19 protein-coding genes are annotated in these 19,568 nt (G+C 61.6%); 2 read left to right on the top strand and 17 right to left on the bottom strand.

The features are described from left to right. The first annotated feature begins 8 nt into the window (after nucleotides 1-8). A complete protein-coding gene (locus tag OVA07_RS14635; protein WP_268172213.1) occupies nucleotides 9-2,792 on the top strand; it encodes a phosphoenolpyruvate carboxylase in 2,784 nt (927 codons plus the stop codon). Between the two features lie 70 nt (nucleotides 2,793-2,862). Here the strand turns inward: OVA07_RS14635 and OVA07_RS14630 are convergent, their stop codons facing one another. The 14 genes from OVA07_RS14630 to OVA07_RS14565 all read right to left on the bottom strand — a co-directional run bounded on the left by OVA07_RS14630 (nucleotide 2,863) and on the right by OVA07_RS14565 (nucleotide 16,749). Beyond that, complete coding sequence (locus OVA07_RS14630) at nucleotides 2,863-3,987, bottom strand: HupE/UreJ family protein (protein WP_268172212.1); 1,125 nt, start codon at nucleotides 3,985-3,987, stop codon at nucleotides 2,863-2,865. Further along, entirely contained in the window at nucleotides 3,980-5,326 is a 1,347-nt protein-coding gene (locus OVA07_RS14625) for a tetratricopeptide repeat protein (RefSeq protein ID WP_268172211.1), read from the bottom strand. Before OVA07_RS14625 ends, OVA07_RS14630 begins: the two co-directional genes overlap by 8 nt. A gap of 6 nt (nucleotides 5,327-5,332) precedes the next feature. Further along, nucleotides 5,333-6,079, bottom strand: a complete 747-nt coding sequence (locus tag OVA07_RS14620; RefSeq protein WP_268172209.1) for a hypothetical protein — start codon at nucleotides 6,077-6,079, stop codon at nucleotides 5,333-5,335. Continuing rightward, entirely contained in the window at nucleotides 6,079-6,750 is a 672-nt protein-coding gene (locus OVA07_RS14615; RefSeq protein ID WP_268172208.1) for a hypothetical protein, read from the bottom strand. The genes OVA07_RS14620 and OVA07_RS14615 overlap by 1 nt, the downstream gene beginning before the upstream one ends. 180 nt (nucleotides 6,751-6,930) lie before the next feature. Then, nucleotides 6,931-8,334, bottom strand: a complete 1,404-nt coding sequence (locus OVA07_RS14610; RefSeq protein ID WP_268172725.1) for an SLC13 family permease — start codon at nucleotides 8,332-8,334, stop codon at nucleotides 6,931-6,933. 149 nt (nucleotides 8,335-8,483) lie between these two features. Beyond that, nucleotides 8,484-9,305, bottom strand: coding sequence for a phosphoadenylyl-sulfate reductase (locus OVA07_RS14605; protein ID WP_268172207.1), 822 nt, complete (start codon nucleotides 9,303-9,305; stop codon nucleotides 8,484-8,486). 26 nt (nucleotides 9,306-9,331) lie between these two features. Then, nucleotides 9,332-9,763 (bottom strand): DUF934 domain-containing protein, encoded by a 432-nt coding sequence (locus OVA07_RS14600; protein WP_268172206.1) that lies wholly within the window; start codon nucleotides 9,761-9,763, stop codon nucleotides 9,332-9,334. Further along, a complete protein-coding gene (locus OVA07_RS14595) occupies nucleotides 9,756-11,408 on the bottom strand; it encodes a nitrite/sulfite reductase (protein WP_268172205.1) in 1,653 nt (550 codons plus the stop codon). The genes OVA07_RS14600 and OVA07_RS14595 overlap by 8 nt, the downstream gene beginning before the upstream one ends. A 1-nt stretch (nucleotide 11,409) precedes the next feature. Further along, nucleotides 11,410-11,706, bottom strand: a complete 297-nt coding sequence (locus tag OVA07_RS14590) for a DUF2849 domain-containing protein (RefSeq protein WP_268172204.1) — start codon at nucleotides 11,704-11,706, stop codon at nucleotides 11,410-11,412. Beyond that, on the bottom strand, nucleotides 11,703-12,473 hold the full coding sequence (gene cobA, locus OVA07_RS14585; RefSeq protein ID WP_268172203.1) for a uroporphyrinogen-III C-methyltransferase: 771 nt from the start codon (nucleotides 12,471-12,473) through the stop codon (nucleotides 11,703-11,705). The genes OVA07_RS14590 and cobA overlap by 4 nt, the downstream gene beginning before the upstream one ends. 86 nt (nucleotides 12,474-12,559) lie before the next feature. After that, nucleotides 12,560-13,486: a mechanosensitive ion channel family protein gene (locus OVA07_RS14580; RefSeq protein ID WP_268172202.1), complete on the bottom strand. Its 927-nt coding sequence runs from the start codon at nucleotides 13,484-13,486 to the stop codon at nucleotides 12,560-12,562. Next, complete coding sequence (gene metC, locus OVA07_RS14575; RefSeq protein WP_268172201.1) at nucleotides 13,483-14,724, bottom strand: cystathionine beta-lyase; 1,242 nt, start codon at nucleotides 14,722-14,724, stop codon at nucleotides 13,483-13,485. Before metC ends, OVA07_RS14580 begins: the two co-directional genes overlap by 4 nt. A gap of 644 nt (nucleotides 14,725-15,368) precedes the next feature. Continuing rightward, entirely contained in the window at nucleotides 15,369-15,752 is a 384-nt protein-coding gene (locus OVA07_RS14570) for a hypothetical protein (protein ID WP_268172200.1), read from the bottom strand. Between the two features lie 37 nt (nucleotides 15,753-15,789). Then, complete coding sequence (locus tag OVA07_RS14565; protein ID WP_268172199.1) at nucleotides 15,790-16,749, bottom strand: IS1595 family transposase; 960 nt, start codon at nucleotides 16,747-16,749, stop codon at nucleotides 15,790-15,792. Nucleotides 16,750-16,847: 98 nt separating this feature from the next. Between OVA07_RS14565 and OVA07_RS14560 the strand changes: the two genes are divergently transcribed. Next, complete coding sequence (locus OVA07_RS14560) at nucleotides 16,848-17,081, top strand: DUF6471 domain-containing protein (protein ID WP_268172198.1); 234 nt, start codon at nucleotides 16,848-16,850, stop codon at nucleotides 17,079-17,081. Here OVA07_RS14560 and OVA07_RS14555 read toward each other — a convergent pair. The 3 genes from OVA07_RS14555 to sseA form a co-directional block, all read right to left on the bottom strand. Next, on the bottom strand, nucleotides 17,078-18,016 hold the full coding sequence (locus OVA07_RS14555; RefSeq protein ID WP_268172197.1) for a hypothetical protein: 939 nt from the start codon (nucleotides 18,014-18,016) through the stop codon (nucleotides 17,078-17,080). The genes OVA07_RS14560 and OVA07_RS14555 overlap by 4 nt on opposite strands. A gap of 204 nt (nucleotides 18,017-18,220) precedes the next feature. After that, on the bottom strand, nucleotides 18,221-18,532 hold the full coding sequence (locus tag OVA07_RS14550; RefSeq protein WP_268172196.1) for a GIY-YIG nuclease family protein: 312 nt from the start codon (nucleotides 18,530-18,532) through the stop codon (nucleotides 18,221-18,223). 147 nt (nucleotides 18,533-18,679) lie between these two features. After that, complete coding sequence (gene sseA / locus OVA07_RS14545; protein ID WP_268172195.1) at nucleotides 18,680-19,522, bottom strand: 3-mercaptopyruvate sulfurtransferase; 843 nt, start codon at nucleotides 19,520-19,522, stop codon at nucleotides 18,680-18,682. Nucleotides 19,523-19,568: the final 46 nt, after the last annotated feature.

The following is a 19,568-nucleotide window of genomic DNA, read 5'->3' as shown; positions in this document are numbered from 1 at the left end:
CAGCGGATATGAAGACGGTCGCAAAGCTCAAGGCCAGGTTGCAAAAACTCCATGAGCGGACGGCCGAAACGCCGCTGTTCAACCCTGTCTTCCAACTCAGCCACGATCTGTCCCGCCTGCTCGAAGGCGGCGGCTTGGATCTGGACGATATCGACGGCCTTGTTGCCGAACTGGAATGCGAAGCCCTCCAAAGTCGCGCCGTGCGGCTGCGGCGGCTGGTTGCGCCCACCGCCGCTGACGAAAACCTGTCGCGCCTCACCGGCCTGAATGATGAGGAAGACAGCTTTTCGCAGTTCCGCGCGCGTTGGGAAAAGCCGCTGCTGCACGCAGTCTTCACCGCGCACCCCACGTTCCTGCTATCCCCGGCTCAGGCCGACGCGGTTGCCACCGCCGCCATTCAGGATGATCCGCAGGCCTCGACCGTCTGCACCGTTCCGTCGTCCGGGCCGCAGATCACGCTGGAATTCGAACACATCGAAGTGTCCGAAGCCATCACCCGCGCCGCTGCCGCGCGTGACAAGATCAATGCTACGTTGCTCTCCCATGCGCGCCAGCGCTGGCCGGGCCGCTGGTTGGATTTCCGCCCGCTGCCGTTCCGCTTTGCCACCTGGGTCGGCTATGACATGGATGGCCGCACCGATATCGGCTGGACCACCTCCATCGCGTTTCGCCTGCGCGAAAAGGCGCGCCGTCTGGCGTCCTATGCCGTAACCTTGCGCGCCATCGATGAAGGCCATCCTCTGCTTGCCACGCTTGACGCGGCTGAGGGCCAGGCATCTGAAATGGCCGAAGCGTTTTCGGTTCCGCTCGACACACCCGAAGCGCTCAGCATTGCTGCAAACCGCCTGTCGGCAGACGATCCGGCCAAGCTGCTCAGCCTTACCCCGCTGATCGACGCGCTGGAAGCCGAAGCGAAGAAGGCCGATGATGACAAGGCGATTGCCCTTGCCACGCTGGCTGCGGCTATGCGCGCCGATGGCCTTGGCATCGGCTGGATTCACTTCCGCGTAAACTCGTCGCAGCTTCATAACGCCCTGCGCCGCCGGATTGACCCCGATGGCACGCTTGATCTTGGCAGCAAGGGCGCGCTGTCGCGCCTGCGCGAACTGCTGGCTGATGTTAAGCCGCTGCGCGTCAACTTCGGCGCGCTGGCCATCGAAACCAGCACCGCCATGCGCCAGTTTTTGGTCATGGCCAAAATCCTTCAGCATATCGACGCCGATGCGCCGATCCGTATGCTGATTGCGGAATGCGAACAGCCGCAGACCGTGCTGGCCGCGCTCTACTTCGCGCGCCTGTTCGGGATCGAGGGCAAGGTCGACGTCTCGCCCCTGTTCGAAACCGAAACTGCGCTGGAACACGGCGGGCGCTTCCTTGAGGCGCTGCTGGCCGAAGACGCCTATCGCAATTATGCCCGCCTGCGTGGACGGGTATCGATCCAGACCGGTTTTTCGGATGCGGGCCGCTTCATGGGCCAGCTTCCCGCTGCCCTTGCCATCGAACGCCTGCAAGGCCGCCTTGCCGAAGCAATGAAGGCCAACGGCCTGACCGATGTGGCCGCGCTGATCTTCGACACCCATGGCGAATCCATGGGACGTGGCGCGCATCCGTCAGGCTTTGCTGATCGTCTCACATGGCCGCTGTCCAACTGGGCACGCCGCCGCTTTGCCAAGGCCGGGATCGTCATCGAACCCGAAGCCAGCTTTCAGGGCGGCGATGGCTATCTGTTCTTCCGCAACGACGATCTGGCGCTGGCAACGCTGGTCCGCATTGCCGAAGCGGAGGCCGCCGAACCCGATCTTGCGGCCAAAGACCCGTTCTATGACCGCACTGACCTCAGCCTTGATTTCTACCGGTCGATCCGCCGGGTGCAGCGTGAACATCTGGAAAGCGCAACCTATTCCCGCGCGCTGACCGCGTTCGGCCTTGGCCTGCTGAAATCGACTGGCAGCCGCGTTTCGCGCCGTCAGTCCGATATCGGGGCTGATCGCACCATGAGCCTGCGTCAGATCCGCGCCATTCCGCACAACGCCATCCTTCAGCAAATCGGCTATCCGGTGAACGTGATTGCGGGTGCTGGCACCGCTGCGGGTGAGGAAATGGAAGCCGTGGCCGAACTTCTGGGGCGGTCGGAACGCGGCAACCAGTTGGTGCGCTTGCTGCGCGCGGCCAATGGCATCGCCTCGATCAAGACGGTTGCCGCCCATGGTGAACTGTTCAATTCCGCCTATTGGGCAAGCCGTCCCTATCGCGGCACCGAAACCGCGCTGGAAGGTGCATGTCTGGCCTTGGCGGAATATCTGACCAAGGATGACCGTTCAGGCGTGTTCCGCCGGCTCACGTCGCGCCTGCGGGTGGACTGGATGAAGCTGCACCGCCTGCTGTCGCTGGTGCCGGGGCACAAATCCGGCCGCGATGCCGCACAGGATGCTGACCGCCGCAATATCGGCCTGCTGCAATCGGTGCGCCTTGCCCTGCTGATGCACATGTTCATCCGCGCGGTGCAGGTACCGCCGTTTGCCCGGTCGAACGACGTCAGCCGTGACGATGTGCTGGAAATGGTGCTGTCGCTGCGTGTTGACGATGCGCTGGCGCAGCTTCGTCGCGCCTATCCGGTGATCGAACCCGAAATCACCGATTTCGCGGTGGATGAAGCGACCGATTATCCTGACCATCGCGGCGAAGACTATGGCGCCATCCGCGCCCGTTTCATCGACCCCATCGAACGCGCCCACGCGCTGAACATCCGCATCGCGGTTGCCATCGCCAACTACTTCGGCGCGCACGGATAATCTTGCTTGAACATGCCCCGTTCGTGCCGAGCTGCTCGGCGCGAACGGGCGAAGAACATGGCAACGGAGGTCAGGAAAGCCCTAGTCGTTCCACCAGCCAGACAAGGGCGGCAAGGCCGGTCAACCCTGCAAGCACAATCCGCACCGCTGCGCCATGCCGCCACCGGGCCAGGGCGATCAACAATGGCGTTGCCACCAGCACCACGCCCAATTGCACCGCTTCGATCCCCAGATTGAAACCCAATATCGCCAGTGCGCGCGTTCCTGCGCCCAGCCCGAAATTGCTGACCAATGTGGCAAAGGCCATGCCATGCACCAGCCCGAACAGCCCTGCGACCAATGGCTCACGCCCCGGAAACAGCGGGCGCGCCGCGTGCATGGCCGATACCAGCACGGAAAAGGCAATGCCCGCTTCCACCGGTTGCGCGGGCAAGGTCAGGTGGAAAAACGCGCCAAGGATGAGCGTGGCGGAATGGCCGATGGTGAACGCGGTGACGATCCACGCCAGCGCCTTTACCGTGGCGCGCCCGCTGCGCTGTCCCTGCCAACGCCCCCCTGCGGTCAGCAGCGGCGCGGGCAGCAGCAACGCCAGCAGGAACAGCAGATGGTCATACCCTTCGGCAATGTGATGCGCGCCCAATGCAAAGGCATTGGCCAGTAATCCTGCCGCCGAAGCCTGCCCCCGGTTCACCAGCAGCGATGGCCTTTCACCCGTGAGCGCGCCGACCAGTTCCTGCTCGCCCTTCACGCCGCCCGCCAGATCGGCATCCACTACCAGCAGCGCAAAGTGGCTGGGCACTTGCGCCGTCACCACCCGCCAGGTCCAGCGCAGCGCCCGGTCATCCGCTCCCTCAGGTGGGGTCAATGTCAGCGCCATGTGCAAATCCGGCGGCCCGGCAATCTGTTCAAACGCCAGCCGGTCCACTCGCACGCCCCACGCCTTCCCATCGGGCGAGGTCACGGCCATATCTGCCAGAACCCGCGCTTTCGCCCGTTCCAGACTTGCGGGGCGATTATCGGTGGCAAGCCCCGTGGCATAGGCGAACTCAGCCTGCGGCACGATCACATCCGCCGTCACCGCGCCGGGGGCAAAGTTCAGTCGGATTTCCGAATTGGGCGTCAGATGGGCAAGCGCAGGGGGCGCCCACAGCACCAGCAAAGCCAGAAGAAGGCCGCGCCAGACACGCTCAATCATGCCCGAACCAGATGTATCTGGCCGCTGGATCAAGCGCCTTTGGGTTGATATCCGCTGCTTCTTCGCGCGCATCCTCTGCCGCATCGGTATCCCCGGCGGCAGCGTGGGCATCTGCCAGTGCCAGATACAGCCCGGCGCTGCGCCATCCGGTTTTCTCTGCCTGCTCCAGTGTGGCCACGGCCGCGCGTGCATTCTGGGTCAGCACTTGCGCCCTGGCCAGCAGGATCAGGCTGGCCCCATGCGGACGCCGTGCCGCGTCAGCCTGTGCTATTGGCAGCGCGCGTTTGGGGTCGCCCAGCGCCAGTTCGTGTTCCACCAGATGCGCCGTCGCCGCTTCGGGCATCAGCCGATACCGCTCTGCCCAGATCGCGCTGGCCTTGTCGGCCCAGGCCCGGCTTTCTACGCCTTTGCCCTGCAAGCGCAAGGTAAAGGCCAGGGCATCCATCATTTCGGGCAGGGGGGCCTTGGCGACAACCGCTTCATAGGCCCGCACCGCACCCGGCAAATCCCCCTCCAGCGCACGCTGCTGCGCCACATGCGCTTCAACCAGCGGATTGCCGGGGAAGAACCCATCGGCAAAGCGCACCCACAGGCCCGCCGCCTTCCAGTCGCCCGTGGCATAGGCAATCGTTGCCCGCTGCAAGGCGACCTGCGCCTTTACCCAGCGGTTCAGCTTGGGCGCGCGCATGATGGCGTTGACCCGCCGCCGCGCCAGTTCGGCGTCGCCACTGCGCAGGGCCAGCATCGACTGGCGCAGCGCCACGGCGGCGTTGTTGTCGTATTCCTCGGCACGGGCGTAGGCCAGCCGCGCCGCCTTCATGTCGCCGCGCTGAAACGCGATGTCGCCCTTGATGCTCCACGCCCCGGCAGACTCTTCGGCATCGGGTTCGCCCACTTGCGCAAAGAACCGCGCCAGCCCCTTGTCCGCGGCATCCAGCTTGTGCGCCAGCAGCGACACCTCGGCCCGGCTCAGGCTTGGCCCGGCAGGGAAGGGGGCGGCAGCGAGCGCCTTGTCCAGCAGACCATCCGCCTCGGCCAGATCGGCATAGTCCCCGTTGATGCGGAAGCGCCGCACCAGTGCGCGCGCCAGCATTTCCTGCCGTAGCCATTCGCCGGGCATCAGCGACAACCGGTTGCGTGCGCCCTCAACGCCGACTTGTGCTGACAGAACAAGTTCACCCTGATTACGCGGGCCGAACCATGGCTGGATTTGCTCAGGCAGTGGATCGGGCGGTGCTTGCCGCGCCCGCCATTTGTCCAGCGCAATCGCCCCTGCCACCACCATCAGCACTGCTGTCAGCAGCAGCCATGGCCACCGCCGCCTGTCCGCCAAAGTCACCGCTGATTACGTCGTGGTCTTGGTTGCACAGATTTTTAGCCCCACGCCTTCCACATCGTCCCCGATCAGCACGAACAGCTTGTTCAGTTCCGATATGTATTCGGCATAGTACTTCTCGCCAGTCACATCGCCCGTCGGCGTATCGTCGTTGAACGGCACCTTCATTGATGAACTGACCAGCACCGTCGCAATCGCCGGGTTGCCCATGCGATCCACGCTGACAAAGGCTGAATCCGCATCAGTCCTGAAATCAAAGTCCGATCCGGTGCCCGTCGCCACCTGCGGCGATCCGTTGGGCGTTGGCAGGAAAGGAAAGGTTAGCAGGAAAAACTTGTCATTGCTGGGTGGGTTCAGCGGCACATTGGCCAACGTGTTCGGCCCTTGTCCGGTCACGGTCATGTCCAGCAAAAGCGTTGCCAGCAAGATGTCGACCACCGGATCGCTAGGGTGCCGTCCATTGGGAAAGCGCGTGGACCGCGACAGATCCAGCTTCAGCGTATCGGGAATGATGAACGATTTCAGGTTGGCCCCGTTCTGCCCCTGAATGGCCTGCGTGAAGCAGTTGGTCGAGTTGTAGGCAATTGACGTCGCCGTTGGCGTCGGCGTTGCGGTTGCTGTGGTGCTGGGCAGGGGGGCCGGCACCACAACCTGGCTGCCTGCGCCATCGTCGCCGCAAGCGGAAAGCATGGTCGCCAGCACCAGCGGTGCGGTCATGGAAATCGCGCGCAGGCGCTTTATGATTGCGGGTTTCATCAGATGTTCCCCCCAAAGCGCAGCGTCTGGCCCCACAGCCCAATGTTGGTCACGCCCGATCCCAGATAGCTGTCAGGAATTTCCAGCACGATGGCGGTATCGTTCTGTCCGTCGAAGAAATTGCGATCGTTGCGGATGCGCAAAACCCCGGTTGATCGGGTTTCGCGAAACCCGATCAGATCGAAAAAGAACGGTTCGTCAAACAGGCCGACACGTGCCTTGACCCCGTTCTTTTCCAGATTGGTTTCCACCGGCCCTTCGATCACGCCATCCACGCCGGGCACGCCTTCGATGCGTACGCCCCATTCATTCGGGCCTTTGCCTTTGCCGAACCGGTATTTGATGACAAATTCCGGCGTATTGCCGGGGGCGGCGGTCGATATGTTGATCTTGTACAGCACGTCACGGTCGTAATAGAGCGGGGTGGTGGCCGCCGCTGCCACTGGCCCTGCAAATGTCATCGCGATCTTGGTGGTTGTGCCCGAATGCCACGCGAAAACGTCGGCAATATCGGCCGGAATGTCCGGGTTGGGATCGACCCCGCCATCGGTGCGGCCCGGCGGATCAAGGTGATCGGCGCTGGTCGCCACGCCGGTTGGAATCAACAAGAGCGCGGCAAGGGCCGTTGCCCCGGCGCTCACTGCCAGCACTGTCTTAATCATGCGGTGCACGGCGAATCTCCCCACGCGGAACTAGACGAAAGAACGTGCGACCACTCTTTCGCCCCATTCTGTGCGAACCGCTGTGCAATGGCGCATAACCATGCATCTTTGCGACTCTGTCGGGGGCTTGTTGCTGCTACCTAACCCAGAAATTGCCAAAGGGTGAAGCGGTAATACGCATAAACCGATTCAGAATAGCCCGGTCACGGCCCAGACCACGCCCACCAGCAGGAACACGCCCGCCACATCCAGCGCGAAACCGGCCTTGACCATCGCGCGCATCGAACAGTGCCCGGTGGCCCATGCCAGCGCGTTCGGCCCGGTTCCGGCTGGCAGCATGAAGCCCCATGTCGCGGCAAAAGCGGCGGGCAGGGCCAGCAGGATCGGGTCTGCCCCCAACGCCGCCACCAGCGCGGCCACTACCGGCATGATCCCGCTCGCCGCCGCGATATTGCTCGCAAATTCGGTGACAAGGATAACGAAGGCCACCAGCACCAGCGCCACGACAGGCAGGGGAACGTGCTGCAACGGTAACAGCATTTCGCCCATCCACTTGGTCAGGCCGGATTCGGTCATGCCCATTGCCATGGCCAATCCTCCGCCAAACATCAGCACCACGTCCCACGGCGCGCGGTTGGCTTCGGGCCATGTCAGCATGGGACGACCGGTTCCATCGGGCAAAATGAACAGCACCAGCCCGGCCACTGCCGCCACCGTTCCATCGGTAAAGCCACCTTTCGGGAACACCCCTTCAAGCCAGGGCTGAAGCACCCAGGCCAGAAACGCCAGTACCACCACCGGAATCAGCCGCTTTTCGGGCAGGGACCAGCCTGTCGCATGGCCGATCGCCGCGCGCGCCTGTGCCGGGTCAAAACTGTCGGCGTCCAGCTTTTGCACCCGCGCGATGATCCCTGCCGCCAGCGGAACCGCAATCACCACAATCGGCACGCCATATAGCGCCCATTGTAGAAACGTGATTTTCGTCCCCAGCGCCTTTTCGATCAGCCCTGCGGCAATGGCATTGGTGGGCGTGCCGATCAACGTCGCCAGTCCGCCAATGCTGGCGGCAAAGGCAATCCCCATCGGTAGCGCACCCGCCATGCCGCCGGTTTCACCTTCGCGCACGCCGCCCGCGCGCAGCATGGCAACGGCCATCGGCATCATTATCAATGCGGTAGAAGTATTTGATATAAAGCTGGACAGTACTGCCGTTGCGACCATCACGCCCAGCAATAATTGCCCCGGTCGCGCGCCTGCAAAGCCCATGATAAACAGCGCCAGCCGCCGGTGCAGCCCGGTCCGTTCAATGGCCAGCGCCAGAAACGCGCCACCCACAAACAGGAACATCAGCGGCGAATAATAAGCGCCTGCCGTCTTGTTGGCATCGGCCACCCCGGTCAGCGGCAGCACCAGAAAGGGCAGGAATGCGGTGGCCGAAAGCGGCAGGGCCTCGGTCATCCACCATACTGCCATCCACCACACCAGCCCCGCCGCGCTCCACGCCGCATCGGGCATTCCCGCAGGCGCTGCTGCCAGCAATGTCACGATAAAGCCCAGCGGCCCGGCAACACGTCCAATACTGCGCGCGTCGATCACCGCCAGCCACTCCCCTTTATCCCTAAGGGGGGCGTAGCAGAGGCAGGCGGTTGCAGGCAAATTGCTGCTATTCCGCTCCAGAACAGACGCGCCCCGGATCAAGTCCGGGGCGACGGTAGCTTTAGACGGCGGATTTCAACGCCAAATCAGAAAACTGGTTCATACCCCGGCGGCAGATCATCAGGCTTGCCGCTGCCCGGAACGGCGCTCACTTCGCCGTCGGTGGGCGAATGGATGCCGCATTCGGTTTTGTCCCAGCCCTTCCAGCGGCCCGAACGCGGGTCTTCGCCCTCTGCCACCTTGCTGGTGCAGGGCGCGCAGCCTATCGACGGATAACCTTGGGCTACCAGCGGGTGCGCGGGCAGGCCATGTTCGGCGAAATAGGCTGCCAGCATGTCCTTGTCCCACGATGCCAGCGGGTTGATCTTCAACCGCCCCTGCGCATCTGAATGGTCGATCTCGAACCGGGGCAGCCCGGAACGGGTCTTGGACTGAAAGCCCTTGCGACCGGTAATCGACCCGTCAAAATGCAACAGCGCCTTGGCCAGCGGCTGCACCTTGCGGATTTCGCAGCAGCCATCAGGATCCCACGACCAGCGCAGCCCGTTGTCGTCTTTCTTGGCGATAACTTCAGCATCGGGTTCGATGATCTGAAGGTTGGTCATGCCCAGAAAGCCGATCAGCTCGTCACGATAGGCGAGCGTTTCGGGGAAGTGCTTGTGCGTTTCGAGAAACAACACCGGCACGCTGGCATCGACCTGCGCAATCAGATGAAGCAGCACCGCGCTTTCCGCGCCAAAGCTTGACACGATCGCCAGATCGCCAGCCAGCCCGTCACGGATCACCGAACGCATCATCTCATGCGTGTCGGTGCCCCGAAAGAGGTTGTTCAGGCGGATCGCGTCGGTTTCGGTGAAACGCGGCGCAGTGTCGATCAGGTCGATCTTGCGGGTCACGGTGCTGTCCATCGGTTCTTCTGTCTTTCTACCCAGCGTTACGCGGGGTGACGCTTCGCCCAGATTGCGGGGCGACCGTCGACGGTCTTCTGATACACGTCAGGCCATGTGCCGAACGCCTTGTCGGCAGCTTCGGCGCTGATCTGCTGGTTGGGGGCAAAGCTGTCAAAACCGCAGCGACGCATGTGCGAAAGCTGGTCCAGCAGCACATCGCCCACGGCGCGCAATTCGCCCTGATAGCCATGTTCGCGCAGGATGCGCGCGGCCGAATAGCCGCGCCCATCGGTGTATGCCGGGAAGTTGACTTCGACCAGCGCCAGCCGGCCAAGGTGCGGCAGCAGCGCGCGCGCATCGTCGCCCGGTTCAATCCGCACGGCGGTTGCGTTGTTCTGGTCGGCAAAGGCGTCAACCGTTACCGCCGGATCGCTGACCGGCTCGTCATTGCGGTAACGCAGGTTCTGCTCAACCATTGACAGGCTCCTTGGCATAGATCGCCTCCTTGAATGGGGCCATGCCAACGCGGCGGAAGGTGTCGACAAAGCGCTCCCCTTCCTCACGCTGGGCGAGATAGACATTGGTGGCCTTTTCCACCGCATCGACGATGCCGTCTTCGTTGAAACCGGGACCGGTGATCGAAGCGAGAGAGGTGTCCGCCCCTTCGCAACCACCCAGCAGAAGCTGGTAGTTTTCAACGCCCTTGCGGTCGACACCCAGGATGCCGATGTGGCCCGCGTGGTGATGCCCGCAGGCATTGATGCAGCCCGAAATCTTCAGCTTCAATTCGCCAAGGTCGCGCTGGCGGCCAAGGTCGGCAAAGCGTGTCGAAATCTTCTGCGCCACGGGGATCGAGCGGGCGTTGGCAAGGCTGCAATAATCCAGACCGGGGCAGGCAATGATATCGCCGATCAGGTCGAGGTTGGCATTGGCCAGCCCTGCCGCATCCAGCTTCTGCCAGATGGTGTAAAGGTCGGCCTTGCGCACATGCGGCAGCACGATGTTCTGGGCGTGGGTCACGCGCAGTTCGTCGAACGAATATGCCTTCGCCAGATCGGCCATCAGACGGATCTGGTCCGACGTCGCATCGCCCGGAATGCCGCCAACCGGCTTCAGGCTGATGTTGACGATGGCATAGCCCGGCTGCTTGTGGGCATGGATGTTCTGATCCACCCACAGCGCAAAGTCGGGATCGGACAGGTCGATGTCGTCGGTCGCGCCAGCTTCAAAGCCGGGCTGTTCGAAGAAGCCCTTGATCCGTTCCAGTTCCGCCGGCGGCGGTTCCAGCCCCAGCGTCAGGATATGCGCGAATTCTTCTTCCACCTGACGGCGGTATTCGTCCGCACCAATTTCGTGGACCAGAATCTTGATGCGCGCCTTGTACTTGTTATCGCGGCGGCCATAGCGGTTATAGACGCGCAAACACGCTTCCAGATACGAAATCATCTGGAGCGGCGGCACGAAATCACCAATCACCGGCGCGATCATCGGGGTGCGGCCCATGCCGCCACCGACATAGAACTTGCAGCCGATTTCGCCCGCGTCGTTCTTGACCAGCTGGATGCCGATGTCGTGCAGCTTCATTGCCGCACGGTCAGTTTCGCTGCCGATGATGGCGATCTTGAACTTGCGGGGCAGGTAATCGAATTCCGGGTGGAACGTCGACCACTGGCGCAGCAGTTCGGCATAAGGGCGCGGATCGACCAGTTCGTCCGCTGCGGCACCAGCAAACTGGTCTGCCGTGGTGTTGCGGATGCAGTTGCCGCTGGTCTGGATAGCGTGCATCTCGACCGAGGCGAGGTCTGCCAGAAGATCAGGCGTCTGTTCCAGCTTGATCCAGTTGTACTGAAGGTTCTGGCGCGTGGTGAAGTGTGCGTAACCACGGTCATACTTGTCCGCGATATCGCCCAGCATCGTCATCTGGCGGCTGCTCAGCGTGCCATAAGGAATGGCCACGCGCAGCATATAGGCGTGAAGCTGAAGATACAGACCATTCTTCAGGCGCAGCGGCTTGAACTGGTCCTCGGTGATGTCACCGGCAAGGCGGCGCTCCACCTGATCGCGGAATTCGGCCACGCGGGCATCGACCATCGACTGGTCATAGCTGTCATACTGATACATGTCAGATCACCCAGTTGCCGGCGGCAGGGTCGGCAGGCTTGAGGGAAAGGTCGAGCCGGACCGTCGGCCCCAGCGCGCGGATACGGTCCTTGATGTGCGCGGGGCGCACGCCGTCTTCGGTCTGCGTCGCTTCGATCACCTGCGTATCGGTGACGATCTGCTTGGCGTTTTCGCGCGCGATGATCGCTTCGGCATGTTCGCCTGCTTCCACTGCATCGTTGACGTGGCGCGACCAGCCTTCGCCGGTCCACCAGATCACGTCTCCGGTGCGCAGATCACTTCCGGTGATGATTTTCACGCCGTCATCTCCACCACTTGCTTCAACTCCATCATGTCTCCCCGGCCTGCCACATCGCCAATCACGATCAGGGCAGGACTCTTGACCTTGTTGTCCGCAACCACGGCGCCCAGCGCCGCCAGTTGCCCGCGCAGCACGCGCATCTGCGGCCGCGCTGCATTTTCAATCACTGCCACCGGCATATCGGGGGCAAGGCCATCGGCCATCAGCTTTTCGGCAATCGCATCGGCGGTCGCCACGCCCATATAGATCACCAGCGTCCGGCCAGTACCTGCAAGGCCTGCCCAGTTCTGGTCGGTCAGGCCCTTGCACTGGCCGGCCACGAAAGTCACGATGCTCGCCGCATCACGATGCGTCAGCGGTATCATGGCCGATGCCGCCGCGCCCATGGCGGCGCTGATGCCGGGCACAACCTGCACCGGGACGCCTGCGGCAAGGCAGTCTTCCGCCTCTTCGCCGCCACGTCCGAACACGAACGGATCGCCGCCTTTCAGCCGTACCACGTCATGGCCTGCCAAGGCTTCGCGCACCAGCAGGGCGTTGATGTCTTCCTGCTGCATGGTATGCCGCGCGCGCTGCTTGGCCACCGAAATCATCCGGCAACCGCGCGGGGCCATCGCCAGAATGGCAGGGTCCACCAGCCCGTCATGCACCAGAACACGCGCATTCATCACCAGCCGCGCCGCGCGCAGGGTAAGCAGGTCAGGATCGCCGGGGCCGGCGCCCACCAGAAACACAGTTCCGACTCTGGAAGACAGGTTGCTCATCCTTGCGCAAATGGGGGCAGGCAGGCCAGCAGACCAGCGAGAATGGATTGTCCCCTGCCTAGATCAACTTTAGCGGTTGCGGCCTATCATTGGGCGGGCGGCGCAACCCGCCTGTTCAACGCATCGGCCAGCACGCGCAGACCTGCGCCATCCTTGATGTTCACATCTTGCTGCGGGAACGGAATCTGCACTCCGTTTTCCTTGAACAGCCGCCATACTTTCCACAGCACGTCCGACCGCACATTGCCCACGCCCGCCTCGGGATCGTCAATCCACACCACGATGGTCATGTCGATGCTGCTTGGTCCGAACGCGCTCAGCAACACGCCGGGCGAGGGGAAGCTCAATGCGCGCGGGGTGGACGCTACCGCTTCCAGCAACAGCTTCTCCACCAGTTCCAGATCGCTGCCATAGGCGACGCCAACCGGAATGTTGATCGCTACCTCACGCGATGAATAAGACCAGTTTTCAACCTGTTGCGTCATCAGATTCTCGTTCGGGATCAGGTATTCCCGGTTGTCGCGTGTGGTCACCGATACCGCGCGAATGCCAATTTTCTTCACCTCACCAAACGATGCGCCCTTGCCGTCGTTCACCGCAATGACGTCGCCCGGCTTGATTGACCGGTCCATCAGCAGGATGATTCCGGCAATCAGGTTGCCGAACGTCTTTTGCAGACCAAACCCGATGGCCAGACCAAACGCGCCCGAAAACACCGTCAGCGCGGTCAGGCTGATGCCCAGCACATCGATGCCGATCAGGATCGCCAGTGCCCAGACCGCAATTGACACCAGCTTTTCACCTAGCAACTGCTGCGCGCCGTCAAGGCTGGTGATGTGGCTGAACGTCCGCCGAGCCAGCTTGCTGCCCAGTCGTGCAATGGCCAGCACCAGCACCAGAACGATCACGATGCGCAACGCGCCCCACACCGAAATGTGATAGTTGCCAATGTCAAAGCCGATATCGTTCAGCAGCCGCACCGCTTCGGCAATCTGCGTCTTCACCTCGTTCATGCTGCCGCTCCATCTGCAGCCCACACGCGCAGCGCCTGATCCAGATCGGCCATCAGATCCGCCGTATCCTCCAGCCCGATGGACAGCCGCACCCCGAACCGGTCGCCCGAGTCCATTCCCTTCAGCGGCCAAGCGCTCGCCGTACGGATCGCCTGTGGATCAACCGGTGTGGCAAGGCTTTCAAACCCACCCCACGAATAGCCGATACCAAACAGGTTCAGCGCATCGATCAGCGCATCGCGCCCCGCGCTGGTGCCGCCCTTCAGCACAAAGCTGAACAGCCCGCATCCGCCGGTGAAATCACGCTGCCACAGCTCATGCCCCGGCGATCCCGGCAGCATCGGGCACAGCACCCGCGCCACCTCTGGCCGTGCCTCAAGCCATTGCGCCAGCGCCAGCGCCGAAGCCGTCTCCGCCTCAAGCCGCAGCTTCATCGTGCGCAGGCCTCGCAGCATCAGCGCCGCATCATCGGGCGATGTCACAATCCCCAACCCCTGCGATCGTACCCGAAGCTTGCGATACCACTCCTCGCCTGCGCTGGCTGATCCCATCATACAGTCCGAATGGCCGGACACATGCTTGGTCAGGCTCATCACCACAATGTCCGCGCCATGGCGCAGCCCGGCAAAGCCCAGCGCTGACGCCCAGGTATTGTCCAGCACGCTGACGATCCCGCGCGCCCGCGCAGCAGCGCTCAGCGCAGGCACGTCCTGCACCTCCATTGTCAGGCTGCCGGGGCTTTCCAGCAGCACGCACCGCGTCCGCTCGCAACAGGCCGCTTCGAACGATGCCATGTCGGTCGGATCAAACCAGCGCGTTTCCACGCCAAAATCCTTCAACAACCCGCGCCCCATCGCCCGGCTGGGTTCATAGGCATTGTCGGTCATCAGCAAGACATCGCCGGGGCGCAGCACGGTCAACAACACCCCCGCAATTGCTGCCACACCCGAAGGGTACAGCACCGTCCCCGCCGCTCCCGGCTCCAGCGCCGTCAGCGCATCGGCCAGCGCCCACTGCGTCGGACCGCCGCGCCGCCCGTAGTAGAACTTGCCATCCTCATTCGCCGGATGCGCCCGCAGCGCCGCCATATCAGGATAAAGATGCGTCGAAGCCCGCCAAACCGCCGGATTGACCACCGCACCGGGATGCCCCGGTGTCCCTGTCCACTCGTCAGCCCGCCCGGCAAGGACACCTCGGGTTGAGGGGCCGAGGGTTTCGAAATCATCGGAATTGCTCATGGCGCGGCGATAGCAGAGGGAAGGGGCGAGTGTCATGGGCTTAGGTGTAAAAGCCCCTCTCTTCGTCATTCCCGGCATTAGGTAGCAAGCGCAGAAAGAAAGCGCCTGCCTGAATTTGCCGGTGCCGCTAGTTTCCGGCGATGGCAGAGTCACACGTAACCAGCGCATTGAAGCGTAAGTATGCCCGCCTGATAGGGGAGGCAGAGCGCCATGAAGCAGAGGCTTTGCGCTGTCGAAGGCTTGCGGCCCATGTTGCTGAAACGCTGGTTCTGTTTGAGGCCGGGTTTGACGTTTCGGGCATCAGGCCCGTTCAGTCCCGTAGCTACAACCGCTGGCGTAGCAGAGGGATGGGGCTGCGCATCTACCTTACCATCCTGCGCACCGCAGATAGACCGCTCACTTCGCTTGAGATAGCCGAGAGGGCCATCACGTTCGACCCTGAGGGAGATTGTAGCCGAGAGGCCATTAAGTCTCTTGTCGGCCCACTGAATAAGGCCCTGTCTAACAGGGTAGGCCGGGACGTGCAGAGAGTTGAAGGTAGGCCCCGGCGCTGGGCATTGGCATAGCCGGTAGGGGCACCAGATTGTGTAGTTGTCGGGCATCCCATGGTGGGGTGCCCTTTTTTGTGAAGGATACCAAGATGGCTAGTTCGGATCGGATGGCTTCATCTCTGCCAGATCGCATAGAGCAATCAACTGCTCAGCAAAGTGCCGCGCAGAATCCCAAGGCATCTGCGATGCAATGCGGAGGCCATCAGAGAGGTCAAATGCCAATTCAACCCCCGCCGCACTCGCTTCAAAATGCAGCGCAGATTGCAGCATGGGCGAAAGCTGTTGAGCCAGTTTTCCGCTCTTGGTGCCGTCGCTCAGTGCTTTGAACAAACCAAGCGCTAGGTCATGTGTCATTTCAGGATGCAGCCCTAATCCTACCGGCTGGCCTGTATTGTCCTGCATCCTGACACCTATGAACTGGCCATTCTCGTCAACGTGAATTTCGTGAAGCCCGACTATTAGAAAGCTATTCGACATACCGCCCTCCGATTCGCTCGGTAGGATAGCCTGATCCTTAGGCGGCGCGCTGCCAATAGCCCTTCCACTGGCGGCTGACCTTGCTTCCCATAGCTGCGTAGATCACCCGGTTCATCTGCCCGCCATTGCTGTTGCGGCGATGATCTTCGCGCCATGCAGCTTCACCAGCGTAGGCGTGGAGATACTTTCCGGCGATATGGTGGTGGGTGCCAACTTCCATGCGGCGAAGGCGAGAGAAGAATGATTCGGCCTGATTGGTGCAAGCGCCCTTGTCCATGAACTGCACCGAATGATTCACCCGGTGGGTATCCCACCCGGCATGAAGTGCATCCCAGCCTGTGCCTTCATCGGCATGGATGGAGGCAAGGGTGCCCACATGGTCACGCACGTAGGGAACGGCATCGCCCTCGCTGGCGACCACGAAGGGCAGTGAGCGCCCCTTACGTTCGCGCATAATGACAACGCACTGGCGCTTGCCAGAGCGGTTCGCAGCGAGGCGCAAGTCCTTGCGATCCTCCTTGCGGTTCTCTGGCTTCACGTAGCCACCGAAGTAAGCACCGTCGATCTCGACCACGCCATTGAGCGTAAGACCGGCTTGCTCCTTTGCCATTGCCTCGCGCAGCTTGTGACAGAGAACGTAGGCGGTCTTGTATTGGCAATCGAGGTCGCGGCTGATCTGCAGCGCAGACACCCCCTTCGCACCGTTCACGAACAGCACGATTGCGGCCATAAGGTCCGTGAAGGCCATCTTCCGGCTCGCAAAGATCGTCCCGCTTGTGACCGAGAATTGATGCCCACAAGCCTTGCACTGGAACTTGCGACGGCTGGGAATGTCATAGGTATCGCAGCAGCCACAACGCGGGCAAACGGCCTCTCCTTCCGTCTCCGGCCACCGAAGGGCGCGGAAAGCGGCATACGCTTTGTCTTCGCCCATTTGGTAGACAGCCTTGAGGCTAATGGTGCGGGCTTTGCTGGAAAGAAGGAAGTGCTGTGCCATATCATCGCATCCGGTGATGTAATGCACAACATCTGATGGTTTACATCCTCAAAGTCAAGGGTGTATATCATCGAAAATGATGATGTATGGAGCACAGCGTGGCTAAAGCCGATCCCGCGACCGTAGAGTTCGAAACTCGCGCCAAAAACCTGCTCAAAGCCGAGTTGAAGCGGAAGGGTGTGACCTATGCCCAGCTTGCCGAAAAGCTGGGCACGGTCGGCGTTCAGGAGAATGAGCGCAACTTGAACAACAAGATCAGCCGGGGCGGGTTTACCGCTGCATTCCTGCTTCAATGTCTTGATGTGATTGGGGTTTCTGACGTTCGCATCTAGTCGTCGGGAATCAATTTCATCGACGGAGCCTGAAACGCGAAACTCTCAACGCAGGCAATAACCTTGGGGTGGTTCTCTCCAAAGTTTCGCATAATCACTGCTGTGGTCCTGTGCTCAATCATCGCGTCATCGCTTGGAAAAAGGCTGCGGTCTTCCGGCCATTCCCCTTTCAGGGTGTGCGTCGGAACCTCGTTTATTGCTTGAGCGATGTCAGGAAGGTAACGGGTGGCGACCTGGCTGTATTCCGTCATCGCCCTACGCCACTCGAAATGCCGATGATTCCAGAGTCCCCAATCATCGACCGCTTCGCCTTCGGTGCTTCTCAAAAGCCATTTGGCGTTGGCGGTCAGTTCAGTCGATAACTTCAACAGCCTCTCTCGGTCGCGTATGGCTCTGAACCCGCCATCAACCGATCTGAAGCGGTGGTCATTGTGCTGCACATGATGATGGGTCCACGCATCCCATTGCCGCCTTGCGGCATCCAATGCCTCGATCGCCCCATTCGCTACTGTCCGGGCATCCGCCGCCTGTTTAGCCAGTTCGATTAATTTCTCATCATGCGCGTGCATCTGAGCATGGGTCGCGAACTCAGCACGAAGCGTCGATGCGAGAAAATCATTCAATCGCTGCCTCACGATTGCGTCGATCTCAGCAGAATCTAGTGCAGGAGCGTCCACTATCCTTTGCCGCGATCGCAAGTGGGCTATGCCTACCATCCCCCAAATGGTTGCTAGCACCCCGATAGTGATGGTTGCTGCCCATCCTGCGACCCCGTAGCTGGAAATCCATGCTACGACCCCGCCCATTAAGCCGCCGCTCAACATGAGTGGTGCCCATTTAAGGATGGATTGCCCAAGGCTGCCATCAGCAAATGTAAGCGCCCACCACGCCTCGACTGTCTTGGCTGCGCTGTCGGTTTTCTTGATCTTGCCCATACGGCGTTACCTGCCCCACCTTCCCGCGAAAGTGGAGTCAGAGCATCTTCTATAACTGAATTGCTTGTCATTCCGTCTCTCCATTGGAGACGGCACTGGTAGGCAGGGCTTGAAGCCTTCTGCGCTTGCTACCTAATGCCGGTCATTCCCGCGCAGGCGGGAATCCAGCCAGCAAAAACTCGCGCCAGATCAGCAAGCGCAACATCACCCCAAAGCCGGAAAACCAAACTCCTCCGCCAAATCCCGCCAATCAGGATTCCCCTCTTCAATCAGCCGCAGCTTCCACGCCCGCTCCCATTTCTTAATCCGTTTCTCACGGATAATGGCGTGCTCCATCGTCGCGTGCTGCTCAAACCACATCAGCCGTTTGACGCCATGCCGGTCGGTAAAACCTTCGAAGGTGCCTTCACGGTGCTGATGGATGCGCGCGAGCAGATTGGACGTAACGCCCACGTAAAGCGTGCCATTCCGCCCTGAGGCCAGAAGGTAGGTCGTCGGCGAAAACTCGCGCTGCATAGGTTGGGTGGCTACTGGATTCCCGCCTTCGCGGGAATGACGAATGGTTTGGTTCTGGCGGCATCTTCAGAACGGCAGACCACATTGCCACCCTCACTTCGTCATTCCCGCGAAGGCGAGAATTCAGCGACAAACAACCCGCGCAGCTCAACTAACCCCTGTCGCTTTTGGCAAAGCCGGGTCCAGCCCCCATTCGCTCCACGATCCATCGTAAAGCGCCACGTCTTCCTTGCCGATCAGGTGGAGGGCAAAGATCACCACGTTGGCGGTCATGCCTGATCCGCAGGAGGATACGACGGGCCGGTCAAGGTCCACGCCAGCCGCTTCGAACGTGGCGCGGATGGCGTCTGGTGCTTTCCACGTGCCATCGGGGTTGAACAGGCTGGAATAGGGCACGTTGCGCGCGCCGGGAATGTGGCCGCTGGCCAGCGCCGGGTTGGTTTCGGGCACTTCGCCGGTAAAACGGCCCGCACCACGCGCGTCCACCACCTGTTCGGCCTTGCTGGCGATATTGGCCAGAACGTCGGCCTTGGTGCGCACATGGCTGGTGTCGGACCATGCGGTGAAATGGCGGGTGCGCAGGCTTTCGACGCCTTGCGCGCATTTGCGCCCTTCTGCCTTCCATTTGGCGATGCCGCCATCCAGCAGTGCCACGTTCTGCGCGCCGAACATGGTCAGCATGAACCAGGCGCGGGTGGCCGATTTGATCGGGCTGTCGTCATAGATCACGATGCGGCTGCCATCGCCTAGGCCAAGCGCCTGCATCCGGCTGGCGAATTTTTCCGCTGGCGGCAGGGTGTTGGGCACCGCCGATGCCGTGTCCACCAGATCGGCCAGATCCATGAACACCGCGCCGGGAATGTGGCATGCCTCATATTCCAGCGCGGGCACCCGCCCATGTTCGGGCAGGAACGCACTGGCATCAACAATACGAAGATCGCTCGCGCCCATTTCGTTGGCGAGCCACTGGGTGGACACCAGTGAATCCATGGTTTCCGATTCTCCTGCCTGCGATTGCGACCTGTCTTTGCGCAGG

The sequence above is a fragment of the Novosphingobium sp. SL115 genome, from assembly GCF_026672515.1.
Lineage (GTDB): Bacteria > Pseudomonadota > Alphaproteobacteria > Sphingomonadales > Sphingomonadaceae > Novosphingobium.
Note: the sequence above shows the minus strand (reverse complement) of the source record. Positions and strands in the feature narration are given on the sequence as shown.

Bases quoted from the DNA above. Each gene is read 5' to 3' on its own strand.
- OVA07_RS14635 (WP_268172213.1), top strand. From the start codon at position 9: ATGAAGACGGTCGCAAAGCTCAAGGCCAGGTTGCAAAAACTCCATGAG.
- OVA07_RS14630 (WP_268172212.1), bottom strand. From the start codon at position 3,987: ATGATTGAGCGTGTCTGGCGCGGCCTTCTTCTGGCTTTGCTGGTGCTG.
- OVA07_RS14620 (WP_268172209.1), bottom strand. From the start codon at position 6,079: ATGAAACCCGCAATCATAAAGCGCCTGCGCGCGATTTCCATGACCGCA.
- OVA07_RS14605 (WP_268172207.1), bottom strand. From the start codon at position 9,305: ATGGACAGCACCGTGACCCGCAAGATCGACCTGATCGACACTGCGCCG.
- OVA07_RS14600 (WP_268172206.1), bottom strand. From the start codon at position 9,763: ATGGTTGAGCAGAACCTGCGTTACCGCAATGACGAGCCGGTCAGCGAT.
- OVA07_RS14595 (WP_268172205.1), bottom strand. From the start codon at position 11,408: ATGTATCAGTATGACAGCTATGACCAGTCGATGGTCGATGCCCGCGTG.
- cobA (WP_268172203.1), bottom strand. From the start codon at position 12,473: ATGAGCAACCTGTCTTCCAGAGTCGGAACTGTGTTTCTGGTGGGCGCC.
- OVA07_RS14580 (WP_268172202.1), bottom strand. From the start codon at position 13,486: ATGAACGAGGTGAAGACGCAGATTGCCGAAGCGGTGCGGCTGCTGAAC.
- metC (WP_268172201.1), bottom strand. From the start codon at position 14,724: ATGAGCAATTCCGATGATTTCGAAACCCTCGGCCCCTCAACCCGAGGT.
- OVA07_RS14570 (WP_268172200.1), bottom strand. From the start codon at position 15,752: ATGTCGAATAGCTTTCTAATAGTCGGGCTTCACGAAATTCACGTTGAC.
- OVA07_RS14565 (WP_268172199.1), bottom strand. From the start codon at position 16,749: ATGGCACAGCACTTCCTTCTTTCCAGCAAAGCCCGCACCATTAGCCTC.
- OVA07_RS14555 (WP_268172197.1), bottom strand. From the start codon at position 18,016: ATGGGCAAGATCAAGAAAACCGACAGCGCAGCCAAGACAGTCGAGGCG.
- OVA07_RS14550 (WP_268172196.1), bottom strand. From the start codon at position 18,532: ATGCAGCGCGAGTTTTCGCCGACGACCTACCTTCTGGCCTCAGGGCGG.
- sseA (WP_268172195.1), bottom strand. From the start codon at position 19,522: ATGGATTCACTGGTGTCCACCCAGTGGCTCGCCAACGAAATGGGCGCG.